This is a genomic window from Collinsella sp. CLA-JM-H32, from assembly GCF_040098165.1.
In the GTDB taxonomy this organism is placed as follows: Bacteria; Actinomycetota; Coriobacteriia; order Coriobacteriales; family Coriobacteriaceae; genus Collinsella.
Genome location: NZ_JBBNMZ010000017.1, coordinates 20899 through 34143 on the forward strand (window position 1 = coordinate 20899; position 13245 = coordinate 34143).

General features: G+C 60.9%; 11 protein-coding genes. 8 read left to right on the plus strand and 3 right to left on the minus strand.

Annotation, left to right across the window (positions count from 1 at the left end):
* Nucleotides 1-18: 18 nt before the first annotated feature.
* Nucleotides 19-1128 (minus strand): LacI family DNA-binding transcriptional regulator, encoded by a 1110-nt coding sequence (locus AAA021_RS09160; RefSeq protein ID WP_349088975.1) that lies wholly within the window; start codon nt 1126-1128, stop codon nt 19-21.
* Nucleotides 1129-1443: 315 nt separating this feature from the next.
* Between AAA021_RS09160 and glmS the strand changes: the two genes are divergently transcribed.
* The gene (glmS, locus tag AAA021_RS09165) at nt 1444-3291 is read left to right on the plus strand and encodes a glutamine--fructose-6-phosphate transaminase (isomerizing) (protein ID WP_349088977.1); all 1848 of its coding nucleotides are present in this window, start codon (nt 1444-1446) and stop codon (nt 3289-3291) included.
* A 112-nt stretch (nt 3292-3403) separates the two neighbouring features.
* Here glmS and AAA021_RS09170 read toward each other — a convergent pair whose 3' ends face one another.
* Nucleotides 3404-4105 carry a GntR family transcriptional regulator gene (locus tag AAA021_RS09170; protein WP_349088979.1) on the minus strand — a complete coding sequence of 234 codons (702 nt, stop codon included), beginning with the start codon at nt 4103-4105 and terminating at the stop codon, nt 3404-3406.
* A gap of 193 nt (nt 4106-4298) precedes the next feature.
* Between AAA021_RS09170 and AAA021_RS09175 the strand changes: the two genes are divergently transcribed.
* From AAA021_RS09175 to AAA021_RS09185, 3 genes are all read left to right on the plus strand, one after another.
* Nucleotides 4299-5333, plus strand: coding sequence for a YeiH family protein (locus tag AAA021_RS09175; RefSeq protein WP_349088980.1), 1035 nt, complete (start codon nt 4299-4301; stop codon nt 5331-5333).
* A gap of 266 nt (nt 5334-5599) precedes the next feature.
* Complete coding sequence (locus tag AAA021_RS09180) at nt 5600-6817, plus strand: helix-turn-helix domain-containing protein (RefSeq protein WP_138375057.1); 1218 nt, start codon at nt 5600-5602, stop codon at nt 6815-6817.
* An 84-nt stretch (nt 6818-6901) separates the two neighbouring features.
* Nucleotides 6902-7477: a hypothetical protein gene (locus AAA021_RS09185; RefSeq protein WP_349088981.1), complete on the plus strand. Its 576-nt coding sequence runs from the start codon at nt 6902-6904 to the stop codon at nt 7475-7477.
* A gap of 55 nt (nt 7478-7532) precedes the next feature.
* Here the strand turns inward: AAA021_RS09185 and AAA021_RS09190 are convergent, their stop codons facing one another.
* Complete coding sequence (locus AAA021_RS09190; protein WP_349088983.1) at nt 7533-8054, minus strand: nitroreductase family protein; 522 nt, start codon at nt 8052-8054, stop codon at nt 7533-7535.
* A gap of 291 nt (nt 8055-8345) precedes the next feature.
* On the opposite strand from AAA021_RS09190, the gene AAA021_RS09195 reads away from it, so the two are divergent.
* The 4 genes from AAA021_RS09195 to AAA021_RS09210 all read left to right on the plus strand — a co-directional run bounded on the left by AAA021_RS09195 (nt 8346) and on the right by AAA021_RS09210 (nt 13042).
* Nucleotides 8346-8636: a CDP-alcohol phosphatidyltransferase gene (locus AAA021_RS09195; RefSeq protein WP_118260475.1), complete on the plus strand. Its 291-nt coding sequence runs from the start codon at nt 8346-8348 to the stop codon at nt 8634-8636.
* A gap of 179 nt (nt 8637-8815) precedes the next feature.
* On the plus strand, nt 8816-9316 hold the full coding sequence (locus tag AAA021_RS09200; protein WP_349088985.1) for a MarR family winged helix-turn-helix transcriptional regulator: 501 nt from the start codon (nt 8816-8818) through the stop codon (nt 9314-9316).
* An 8-nt stretch (nt 9317-9324) separates the two neighbouring features.
* Complete coding sequence (locus AAA021_RS09205) at nt 9325-11040, plus strand: ABC transporter ATP-binding protein (RefSeq protein WP_349088987.1); 1716 nt, start codon at nt 9325-9327, stop codon at nt 11038-11040.
* Nucleotide 11041: 1 nt separating this feature from the next.
* Entirely contained in the window at nt 11042-13042 is a 2001-nt protein-coding gene (locus tag AAA021_RS09210; protein WP_349088989.1) for an ABC transporter ATP-binding protein, read from the plus strand.
* The last annotated feature ends 203 nt before the right edge of the window (nt 13043-13245 follow it).

The window sequence follows — 13245 nt, forward strand, 5'->3', positions numbered from 1 at the left end:
AGCATACTCGCGGGCGTGCTATAGATACGCACCGAGGTTGATGGCCGTGGCGTCGGTCTGGCTGCTTGCCTGGGTGCTGGCGCGTTCCAGTAGGAACGGACGTACCAGTTCTTGGCGGTTGATATCCTCGGCGGCGACTGCGGTGACGGTGCGCGCTGTAGAGCCGACGCGGATATGCTTGGTCTTTGCTGGGGCCTTGTTCTCGATTTGCTCCATGAGCAATTGAACGCCCTTGCGGCCAATCTCGTAGCCCGGGGGCGCTACCGTAGTGAGCGGGACCGATCCGCTCCAAGCGAGCGGGTTGCCATCGCAACCTGCTACGCGTACTTGCCCGGGGACGGCGATGCCTTTGTCGACCAGCGCCGAGATGACGCCCGAGGCCAGCACGTCGGTCAGGCCGACGACAAAATCGGGGCGTTCGTCGGCGGGGCGCGCGGCGATTTGGGTGCCGATGCCGTAGCCGTCGGCGGCGGTATTCCATTCGCCGGCGTCGATGACTTCGATCTTGATATCGGGATGTAGGGCGAGCGCCTTATGAATGCCAAGGACGCGCAGGGTGAGTTGCATAAATGCTGCTCGGCCGACGACGACAATATGGTGCGCGCCGCGGGCGATGGCGAGCTCGGCGATGATGCGGCCTTGTGCCTCGTTGTCGGCGGCCACGTAGTAGCCGGGCTCGGAGCAATGGATGTCCAGATGGACGATCGGCACGGGCATCTTGGTCAGGGCGGGGTGCCAGTCGGGGGATGCCATGGGCTGAACCATGACGCCGGACATCTGGGTGCCCATAAAGTAGCGCAGGTAATGGTCCTCGAGAATATCGTCGTTATCGGCGTTGGCGATGAGCAGGTCGTAGCCGTGCTTGCGGGCCTCGTTGTGGGCGCCGCTGGCGATTTGGAGTGAAAAGCCGTGGTCGAGACGGGGGAGCACCAGGCCAAAGGACTTGGTGGCGCCGCCCGCGAGCTGACGAGCGCTTTGGTTGGGCAGGTAGCCCAGTCGATTGATGGTTTCGTTAATGAGCTTGAGGGTCTCGGGACGCAGCTTTTCGGGGTGGTTGAGCGCGTTGGAAACCGTGCCCAACGAAACCCCGGCCTCGCGCGCGACGTCGCTGATTTTTACCTTTGCCATAGCGGCCCCTTTGATGCGTTTCAAGTACAAGCCAGATTGTAGCATCGCCCGCCCCTGAGGTGTCAAAACCCGCCTATTAGGGACAGGTTTATTTTGGCAGGTTTTATCTGGGCAAACGATGCTGTCAGACCAAACCACCACGAAGGTGCCTGCCCCCTTCGGGGTGGGGTGTGTGTATCGAGTGGTATTCAAGTTGAGATACCACTTCTGGTATATCAGCTTGCGTTTGCGTGAGTACAATACTCGAACGTTATGCGTCTCAGCGCCCCCTGTGCGTGGACGTTTTGCAGTCAAGCGGACGAAGGGATTTATCCTATGTGCGGAATTGTCGGCTACACCGGCTCTGATATTGCAAAGAACATCCTGGTCACAGGCCTCAAGCGTATGGAGTATCGCGGCTATGACTCCTCGGGCGTCGCGCTCGAGGTGGGCGAGGGCGCCGCGGCGCACCTCGACGTCATCCGCCGCGTGGGCAAGGTCGCGGGCCTGGAGAGCGAGCTTTCCAACATTGACAGCGACGCTACCTGCGGTATCGGCCACACCCGTTGGGCCACCCACGGCAAGCCCTCCGTCGTTAACGCTCACCCCCACACCAGCTGCGACGGTCGTATCGCCATCGTCCACAACGGCATCATCGAGAACTTCGCCGAGCTGCGCGAAGAGCTGGAGGGCCGCGGCCACCACTTTAAGAGCGAGACCGATACCGAGGTCTTCGCGCATCTGATCGAAGAGGCTTATGCCGAGACGCACGACCTGATGGCCTCCGTGCGCGAGGCTTGCACCCACGTGGTCGGTGCCTATGGTCTGGCCGCCGTGTGCGCTGACGAGCCCGGCGTGATCGCCGTGGCCCGCAAGGATTCCCCGATCGTGGTCGGCGCGGGCGAGACCGGCGCCTATGTCGCCTCCGATGTCATCGCGCTCATCGACGCCACCCGCGATGTCGTGGTGCTCGAGGACGGTCAGTTTGCCAAGCTCACGCCCGCAGGCGTCGAGTACAACGACGAGGCCGGCAACGTTATCGAGCCCAAGGTCACCCACATCGACTGGGACCTGGACATGGCGGAAAAGGGCGGTTATCCCGACTTTATGCTCAAGGAAATCCACGAGCAGCCGCGCGTCGTGCGCGACACGCTGGTCGGTCGTATGACGCCGGCCGGCGAGCTCGACATCGACGAACTGGGCCTTTCGCTCGAGGAGCTCAACGACATCGACCGCGTCTACGTGATCGCTTGCGGCACCAGCTATCACGCTGGCCTCATTGCTAAGAATCTCATCGAGGGCTGGGCTCGCATCCCCACCGAGGTGGAGGCGGCCAGCGAGTTCCGTTACCGCAATCCCATCATTACGCCGACGACGCTCGTCGTGGCCGTGTCCCAGTCGGGCGAGACGGCCGATACCCTTGCCGCCATTCGCGACGCGCGCATCAAGGGTGCCAAGGTCTTCGGCATCACCAACGTGGTGGGCAGCCCCGTGGCGCGTGAGAGCGATGGCGTCATCTACACCAAGGCCAACAAGGAGATCGCGGTCGCCTCGACCAAGAGCTTTATCGGCCAGGTTGTGAGCCTCACGCTTTTGGCTCTGCTGCTGGCGCAGGTCAAGTACCGTCTGACCACCAAGCAGGCACGCATGCTGTTCCGCGAGCTTTCCGATACGGCCGAGCAGATCCAGTGGATTTTGGATACCCAGACCGAGGCCGTTCATGAGGCCGCCCTGCTGTGCAAGGACGCGCAGTCGGCGCTGTTCGTGGGCCGTGGCATGGGTGCCGCTATTTCCTACGAGGGCGCGCTCAAGCTCAAAGAGGTCAGCTACCTGCACGCCGAGGCCTACGCCGCCGGCGAGATGAAGCACGGTCCCATCGCCCTGATCGACCCGGGCTTCCCCGTCATCGCTGTGGCCACCAAGAGTGCCACCTACGACAAGACCGTGTCGAACCTCATGGAGTGCAAGGCGCGCGGCGCCAAGGTCATCGTCGTTGCCACCGAGGGCGACGAGGAGATCAACAAGATCGCCGACTGCATTATCCGCGTGCCAGCAGTCCGCGACGTGTTCAGCCCCATCACGGCGAGTGTCCCGCTGCAGCTGCTCGCCCGCGAGGTCGCCATCCTGCGCGGCTGCGACGTCGACCAACCCCGTAACCTGGCCAAGAGCGTCACGGTAGAGTAGTTGGTTCCGCCGTTCTAGCGACTAAAGCCCGGCTCCGCATCAAGACGGAGCCGGGCCTTGTTGCATTTGCCCAGATAAAATCTGCAAAATGAACCTGTCCCTTTTTGGCAGGTTAGCGGAGCTTGCTGGTCTCGAAGTACTCGGGGAACTGGTCCAGAACCTCGGTTTGGTTGCGGAACATCATGTGCAGGTGCTTGCTGACCAAAAAGCTCGCTTCGATGGGGTCGCGACCGGCGATAGCGCGGCGAATCTGCTTGTGCTCGTTCACGATGTCCTGATTGTCGAGAACCTGCGTGGCGGCGCGCAGCCAGCGGAAGCGCTCCAGGTCGGCATTGGTCTCTTCGAGCCACGACCACACGGTGCTGCGACATGCGATGCTAAAAATCATGTGATGCATGAGGTTGTCGCTCAAAAAGAAGCCGATGCGATCCTCTTCGGCCATGGCCTTTTCCTGCAGCACGATGGCGCGGTCGAGCTGCTCGATGCCAGCCGACGTGGCGCGCGCGCAGCACTCCACGATCACCTGCTTTTCCAGATGCTCGCGGATGTAACAGGCACTCTCGGCAAGGGTGAGGTTGATGGGCGAGACGTAGGTACCGCTCTGGGGCACGGTGCGCACCAGGCCTTCCTGCGCCAAACGAACCAAAGCCTCGCGCACAGGGGTGCGCCCCATATCTAGGTCGTGGCAAAGTTGCTTGACGCCCAGCTTTTCGCCCGGCTTGTAGTCCAGGTAGACGATTTTGCGTCGAATGGTGTGGTAGGACTGGTCCTGTAGGCTCGTTTCCTGCTCGCCGACGTGCATCGATTCTTCCATAGCGCCTCGCAACTGTTCTATCAAACTCATATGTCAGTTGTTAATTATGCCGCGAATCAGCTCTCCGCGGTGGGTAATTCGGCTGTTGCCTGAGAACTATTGCGGCATCTTAGTCTGTGTTTGCGCAAGGCTGCGCTCAATGTTGCCGTATCATAAGCCGTCGCAAACGTGAAATAGAAAGAAGGAATCCCATATGCAACTGGCAAATATCGTACGCGAGCGCTGGAAAGGCGTCTTGTTCTGCCTGATCATCGCTATCCCCGCGACGTTGCTCGGCAAACAGATTGAGGTGGTCGGCGGGCCGGTATTTGCCATCCTTTTTGGCATGGTCCTGGCGCTCGTCTTTCCCAAGAATCGTCGCGAACCGCTCGCCGCCGGCGTTACCTATACGTCCAAAAAAGTCTTGCAGTACGCGGTTATCCTGCTTGGCTTTGGCATGAACCTCTCCCAGATTCTGTCCAAGGGCGCCCAGTCGCTGCCGATTATCGTGGCGACAATCTCGACCTCGCTCGTCATCGCCTTTGTGCTCTGCCGCGTTATGAACGTGCCGGGCAAGATCGCGACGCTTGTGGGTGTGGGTTCGTCGATTTGCGGCGGTTCTGCCATCGCCGCGACCGCACCCGTCATCGATGCCGACGATCGCGAGATTGCCCAGGCTATTTCGGTCATCTTCCTGTTTAACGTTATCGCGGCGCTCGTGTTTCCGACGCTCGGCGGCATGCTCGGGCTGACCAACGAGGGCTTTGGCCTGTTTGCCGGCACCGCCATCAACGACACCTCGTCGGTAACGGCTGCGGCGAGCGCCTGGGACAGCATGCATCCCGGCGCCAATGTGCTCGAGAGCGCCGCAGTGGTCAAGCTCACCAGGACGCTGGCCATTATTCCCATCACGTTGGTCCTCGCATGCTGGCAGATGCATCTGGCACGCAAGGCTGGCGGCGACGCCAAAAGCACGTTCTCCCTTAAACGCGCGTTTCCCATGTTTGTGCTGTTCTTTGTGCTGGCGAGCGTGATCACCACGGTGTTTCAGCTTCCCGTGTCCATCACGGCGCCCATCAAGGAGCTGTCGAAGTTCTTTATCGTGATGGCCATGGCGGCTATTGGTTTTAATACCGATATCGTCGAGCTGGTCAAAAAGGGCGGCAAGCCCATCGCGCTGGGCTTTTGCTGCTGGATTGGCATTGCGTGCATGAGTTTGGGAATGCAACACGTACTGGGAATCTGGTAGAGAAGTAGCTTGTTTGCGTGCTGCGTGCTGGTGAGCGCATTCTCACGGTGGAGCGATAGGAGCTCTTGCGGGTATGGCTTGTCCGCAGGTTTATAAGTCCCGAAGAGCTCTTATCGCCCCGCCAGGATGGCGATGCGGGGCAACACCTATACTCGCAGGACGGCGCTTTCTGCCCTATAGTGTTTGGTGAGCAATATCGTTCAATTTTGAAACACTCGGTCGTACGACCGTCGGCGGTTGCACGTCGCTGCGGACAGGGGCAAATAATGGATAGCGATGCCAAGCTGAACATCTTGACCGAGGCCCTGGCTGCTGCCGGGGCCTCGGCATTGGCAATCGATGCGCGTGGGGACGTCGCGATCTCGACCATGAATGACGCGGCGCTCGAGCGGGATGTGGCGGCTTTTGTCGCTGAGCGCCTCGACCGTATAGGAGACGGCGCGCGTCTGGTTATGGGACGTGCGGGTGCGCGCCTGAGCCTGACCGTTCGCCCCACCGACAAAGAGGGCGGGGGCCTTTGGGTCGTCGTGGTCCGCGAGGTGCGCGGTGCCGCGGCGCATGCGGGTATCGAGTGGCTCAACGCCGACGAAGTTGAGGCTCGCTACGAATCGAGCGCGTACGGCATCGTTGAGGGGGCGGCCTCGGTGGCTGCGCCGGTTGCAGAGAGTTACGCGCGCGGTGTGCCCCTTATGCTCGAGGGCGAGCTGGGAGCGGGTCAGGTCGAGATCGCCAAGCGCCTCTATCTGGACGGTCCTTTTGCCGGTCAGCCCTTTGTTTCCGTCGCGCTCGATGAACTCACCGATCGCGGTTGGCGCCATGTGCTCAAAAGCGCCGAATCGCCGCTGTTCCAAACGGGGCTGACCCTTTGCATTGAGGACTGGAATGCGGTTGGTCCCCAACGCCTTCGCGAGCTCGTTTCCACGATGGCCGACACCGCGTTGGCGACGCGCTGCCATGTGGTGCTGACGGCGAATGACATGCCGGGCGGCAGCGAAAGTGATCAAGCCGCTTTTGTGACCGAGCGCTTCGCCTGTGCGGTGAGCGTGGCGCCGGCAATCGCCGAGCAGGGAGCCGCGTCGAAGAAGGTTGCGCGCTATTTGGAATATCTCGCTGACGCATTTGGGACGTCAGCGCCCACGCTGTCTGCCGCGGCGGCGAAGACGCTCGATGCTTACCGCTGGCCGCGCAATTATCTGCAGCTCCGCGAGGTCTCGGAACGACTGTATATATTGGTGGGGGCGGGCACGGTGGACCGCACTGTGGCGGAGGAAGTGCTCGCCCAAGAGGATGTGATTAAGACCGCAACCTTTGGCGCCCCGACGCTCGAAAGTGACCTGTATATCCTGCGACCGCTGGCCGATACCGAGCGAGATATCGCGCATCTGGTTGTAGACCATCTCCACGGCAACCGAACCCGTGCGGCGGAGGTGCTGGGCATAAGCCGTACAACGCTGTGGCGCTTGCTGAAAGACGATGACCGTTGAGCGAGGCGCCCGTGACCGCGCGCGACGCGTGTGCTACAGTCCAAAGCGTTATTGTTTCGATTTGGTTACGGCGTGCGAGGGCATATGGCTGAGACTTCAAAACCGAGCCGCAGAAGGCGGAGCGCCGCGCCGGTTAACCGACGCACGACATCGGTGACGTGGGGCAAACACGCCTCGGGGTTTGATGGCTCGTTCAAGCGCACTAAATACGGCTATCCTTCGGCAAGCGCCCGCTTGGCAATGCAGGCAGAGTCCTCGCTGTGGGGCCGCAAACGCGTGGTGGGCTCAAAGCTCAAGCACGACGGAACGCTCGGTTACATCAGCCGCGGGGCGGCTCGCCGCAGCGGGCTCAATCCCGCCGGCTGGCATCGCTACGTGCCGATCGTGGCCGCCGTTGCAGTGATCGTCATCGCGCTCGCTGCGCTCGGATATGCCGGCGGTGGCGCCAACTTGGACGCAGTGTTTAAATCGCCCGAGCTCGCGCATGCAGGCACAGAAGTTATCGAGGGCGCTCAGACCCAGACGGGTGTCGCGCCCCAGCGCGGTATCGTCGCGGCGGCCTCCACCATCGCCGATGCGCAAAAGGACGAGGACGAACAAGGCAGCGAAGCCGAAACGACCCAGACGAACGAAACGACGACAACTCAAATATCAACATAGCTTGCCGGCAGAAGGGGACGTTCCTTTTCTGCCGGCAGTTTGGGACACTCCTGCGCTACTTGGCGTACACCACGTTGTCGCGGCGCGGCTTTGCCTCGGGTAGCGTGTCCTCGGCGTAGCCAAGAATGCAGTTACCGACACCGCGCAGGCTGCCGTCGGCGGGCAGGCCCCAGCTGGCCAGCAGCTCCAGGCCCTCGGGCGAGTCAAAGACCTCGTGGGCGCGGTGAATCCAGCACGAATCGACACCCAGTGCATAGGCAGCGTTGAGCAAGTTGCCCATAGCGAGCGAGCCGTCTTCCAGATGTGTGGGCACGCTGCGGTCAACCAGCACCACCACAACGGTCTTGGCGCCATAGAAGGGGTCGCTGTTGCTGCCCATGACCTGGGCGTTGAGCTGTGAGAGACGCTCGACGGTCGCGGGGTCGGTGACGGCGACGAACGTGACCGGCTGGCGTCCCATGCCGCTCGGCGCGTACTGGCCGGCTTCGATAATGCGTGCGAGCTTCTCGGCCTCGACGGGGCGATCGCTGTAGTTGCGGCAGCTGCGGCGGTGGATGAGCGCTTCGATGGTCTCCATGTGTCCTCCTGACGTTGGTTTCGTTGCCTCGTTCTTACCCGCCGAACCAAAACCGTAATCGCGCAGTTGGCCCCAAACAATGCAAGCTACCAAGTGGAAAAGTTGGTTTGCATAAAACTTCAGCCAGAATGTGACAAACCGGTGGGATGGTTAAACGTTTTATCCCGTCTACCCTGCGGTTTTTTACCACTTGCCTAAATGATGCGCGCATAAGCTCTGATAAAGGTTTTACTAAAGGAGCACCAACGTTTATCAACGCGCCATGGTGGCGCCGGGCCAGGAGGTAACATCATGTTCCAGGCTGGAGATGTCGTCGAGACCGACTTCGAAGGATTTCTGAAGCTGCTGCGTTCCAAGACGCGCGCTTTTGTGTCGATTAACGATCACGAGTACTACATCACGCACACCGATGGCTATTGGCGTGTTCAGGATTGCGAGGCCCTCAACGATAAGGGCCACTTTACTGACTGCTCCGAGCTGGTCAACACGGTTTGCGAGGTCGTCGAACTGCCGTGGATCTGCGGCAAGAGCCTGCACGACAGCTTCTCGGGCGCCACGGTCTACGAGGCCGTCGCTGCTTAACAGCCAACAATCGATATTCTCTCGCAACCGCCGGCGCCGCCCCCGCGCCGGCGGTCTTTTTTGTCGATATGCTTATGTGGAGCCGACCATAGGCAACGAGCTTATTGACGATAGTCAAAACTCGGACTAATGTAGAGATATAAATTGGTCAAAACTCGGACAATCGAATGGTGGGAGAGATGAATAGTGCAGTTAGCCTGGTCGATTTCGACCGGATGCTCAACGGGCTTGACCGTATCTATTCGGAGTTCGCACGCACCTGCGGTCTTTCGGACTGCGCCTACTGGATGCTCGTCGACACGAGTGCAGCGGGCGGAAGCGTTGCCGTGAGTCGACTGACGAGTGAATGGTTCTACAGCAAACAGACCATCAATTCGGCGATTAAAACGCTTAGGGCGCGAGGGCTTGCGACGTTGGAGTTTGCCGAGGGCAGTCGTAAAAACAAGGTTGTACGACTGACCGAAGAAGGCGTGCGGTTTGCCAAGCGCTACGCGTTGCCGGCGCAAAAAGCCGAGCAACAGGCATTCGAGGCGCTCGAGCCGTGGGAACAGTGCGAGATCATGCGCTTGGTCGGTAAGTTCTCCCATGTTCTTAACGAAGAGTGCGAGGCATTTAAACGGCAAGTGGCCGCCGAGAACGAGACTGACGATAAGGGCGAGGGGGACGCATGCGACTCTTAATGAGGTTTATGAGGCCGTACCGCGGTCTGATTGCGGTGACGCTGTTTGCGGTGCTGATAGATAACGTCGGTACGCTGTTGGTTCCCACGATGCTGGCGAACATGGTCAACACCGGTATTACCACGGGCGATGTCGACTATATATTACGCAACGGCCTGTACATGCTTATCGCGACCGGCATGGCCAGCGGCGGCACGGTGCTGGGCTGCTATCTTTCGGCGCGCCTGGCCGCCAACGTGGCCTGCGATATCCGCAATGCCGTGTACGACAAGTCGCTCGAGCTGTCCGCCAGCGACTTTGAGCGCTTTGGCACGGGTTCGATGATCACGCGCTCGCTCAACGACATCAACGTGATTCAGCAAGCTGTCCTTCAGACGATTCAGCTGGTGCTGCCGGTGCCGTTCTTGGCCGTGGCAGGCATCATTTTTGCTTGGTTTATCGATCCCGCCATGGGCACGCTGCTGGGCGTGGTGGTTGCGATCGTGCTGGTGGCGGCGGTCTTTACCGTTGCCAACGCCGCGCCGATCTTTATGCGCCTGCAGAGCTTTATCGACCGCATGAACGTGGTGCTGCGCGAGAACATCGTGGGCGTGCGCGTCATTCGCGCATTTAACAAGGAGCGCCACGAGGAGCAGCGCCTGGACGAGGTGTTTAGCGATTACGCGGCCAATGCCATCAAGGTCAACCACCTGTTTGTGGGTCTCGACAGCTCCAGCTTCTTTTTGATGAATATCGCCGAGGTGGCGGTGCTGTGGGTGGGCGGCAACCGCGTGGGCGTCCACGCCATGCAAATCGGTAGCATCTCGGCCGTGCTGGAGTACGCGATCCTGATCCTGTTCTTTGTGATGACGGCGCAGATGGTGATTCTGACGCTTCCACGCGCCGCCGCATGCCTGAACCGTGCGCAGCAGGTGTTGGAGATTGAGCCGAGCATCGTGGACGGCAAGCGCACGCTGGACACGTGCGCGGCGGAGTCTGTTGACGGTGCCGACGCGGTGGCCGTGTTCGACCACATGTCGTTCCGTTTTGACGATGCCGACGAGGATACCCTGTGCGACCTGAGCTTTGCCTGTCGCCGTGGCCAGACCACGGCGATTGTAGGCTCGACGGGTTCGGGCAAGTCGACGGTGGCCAAGCTCTTGCTTCGCTTCCACGATGCCACGAAGGGCGCCATTCGCCTGAATGGCATCGATCTGCGCGACCTTTCGCAAGACGACATCCGCGGGCGTATCGCCTATGTGCCGCAGAAGGCATGGCTGTTCTCGGGTACGGTGGCGAGCAACCTGCGCTTTGGCAACGAAGACGCGACTGAGGCTGACATGCTCCATGCGCTGGAGGTTGCCCAGAGCACCTTTGTGCTCGACCAGCCCCAGGGGCTCGATACGCCGGTGGCCCAGGGCGGCACGAACTTCTCGGGTGGTCAGCGCCAGCGCCTGGCGATTGCCCGCGCACTCATGAAGCATGCCGATCTATATATCTTCGACGACAGTTTTTCGGCCCTGGACTTTAAGACCGATGCGGCACTGCGCCATGCGCTGCAGGACGAGACGTGCGATGCCGCGGTGCTCATCATCGCCCAGCGCATCTCGACTATTTTGCATGCCGATCAGATCGTGGTGCTCAAAGACGGCGAGATCGTGGGCCTAGGCACGCACGACGAGCTCATGGAAACCTGCGAGGTGTACCGCGCAATCGCGGAATCGCAGATGAAGGGAGGTGAGTAGCATGACCGAGGAGCTCAAGAAGCAGGCCATCGCCGAGGATGCCGCGGTTGCAGAGACAGTTGAGGAGACGGGCGCCACGCCCGACCTGGACGAAGCCGCCAAGGCGGCGGAGCGTGAGGCTCGCCGCCAGGCACTCTACGAGGAAAACGAGCACGCCGAGGACGAGCGCGCCCGCGCCGAGGCGGAGCGCATGCGCGACGTTGACGACGAGGACGAGGACGAGACGCCCCGCGACACCTGGGCGACGGTGCGCCGCCTGTGGAGCGAGGCCGCCGGCGACCATTGGCGCTTCTATATCGTGTTTGCGAGCATCGTGTTCTATGTCATCTTTAACACCGCGGCGCCGGCTTACAGCGCCCGCGTGATCGATGAGCTGTGGGGGCACATGAAGCTGGCGTTTGCCAACAACACTACCTTCAGCATTACCTGGGAGAACTGCGGCAGGACCATCTTCATCTACTTTATGATCTGGACCGCCGCCGCCTCGTTCTACGCGCTTCAGAGCTTTTTGATGTCGAGCGTTGCCGAGCGCCTCAACCTGCGCCTGCGCAACCGCATCGCACAAAAGCTCAACCGTCTGCCGCTTGCCTACTTTGACGCGCATCGTCCCGGCGAGGTCGTCAGCCGTGCGACCAACGACTTGGACAAGATGTCCGAGAGCATGCAGCGCGGCTTGCTGCAGCTTCTGGTGTCGATCGGTACCGTGGTGGGCGCCGTGAGCGTGATGTTCGTGTTTAGTGTGCCGCTCACGCTTGTCTTTTTGTTCTTTACGGCGCTTTCGCTGCTGGTGACGAAGGTCGTTTCGCGCCGCACGCACGATGTGACGGGCGAGCGCCAGGAGTGGGTGTCCAAGATTACGAGCACGGTCGAGGAAGGCTACTCGGGCCGTCTGGTAATCCGTGCGTTTAACCGCGAGCGCCAGAGCTCTGCCGAGGTGCACGAGGCTTCGAAGGAGCTGGCGCGCGTAAGCACCAAGGCCGACTTTATGATTAACGCCGTCGGCCCCGCAGTGCGCTTTATCGGCCGCTTGGCGCAGATCGTGATTGCGCTGGTGGGCTGCAGCATGCTGGTTGCCGGTCACATGACCGTCGGCGTGTTCCAGGCGTTCTTCCAGTTTATCTACGAGGCATCCGAGCCCATGACGCAGCTGTCGTTTACCTTTAACTCGCTGCAGAGCGCGCTGGCGAGCGCCGAGCGCGTGTTCGACCTGCTCGACGAGCCCGAGATGGAAGCCGATCCGTTGCCGGCGGACGCCGCCAAGCTGCCAGGCAAGGTGGAGGGCCGTGTCGCTTTTGAGCATGTGCGCTTTGGATATTCGCCCGACAAGCCGCTTATGCGCGACGTGTCGTTTACCGCCGAGCCGGGTCAGAAGATCGCGGTGGTGGGAACCACGGGTGCGGGTAAGACCACGCTCATCAATCTGCTCATGCGCTTCTACGAGATCGACGGTGGCCGCATTACCCTCGACGGCGTGGACACGAGCCGCATGGATCGCGGCGAGCTGCGCCAGCAGTTTGGCATGGTGTTGCAGGACGCCTGGCTGTTCGATGGCACCATTGCCGAGAACATCGCCTATGGCTGTCCCGAGGCGACGCGCGAGGAGGTCGTGGCTGCTGCTCGTGCCGCTCAGGTCGACTTCTTTGTGCGCACTATGCCGCAGGGCTACGACACGCGTGTGGCTAACGATGCCGAGAGCATCAGCCAGGGCCAACGTCAGCTGCTGACCATCGCGCGCGTGCTGCTCAACAACCCGGCGATCCTCATCCTGGACGAGGCGACGTCGAGCGTGGACACGCGCACCGAGCTCGCCATCGGCCGTGCCATGGATGCGCTCATGCGCGGGCGCACGAGCTTTGTGATCGCGCACCGTCTGTCGACGATCGTCGATGCCGACCTGATCTTGGTCATGGATCACGGCAACATTATCGAGCAGGGCACGCATAAGGAGCTGCTGGCTGCCGAGGGTGCCTACGCCGACCTCTATCTGAGCCAGTTCGCATAATGTGACAAAGGGACAGTCTCTTTGTCACATCACAAATAAGGCGCGCCGGGGGTGAATCCTCTGGCGCGCCTTTGCGTTCAAGACTTTAGTCTGCTGGCCGCGCAGCGGCCAGCTTTGAACCACCCGCTACGCGGGTGGAGACAAACGGCTTTACAAAGCCACCCCTCCGACCGATATTGACGATTGTTCAGGCCGTCAAGAAT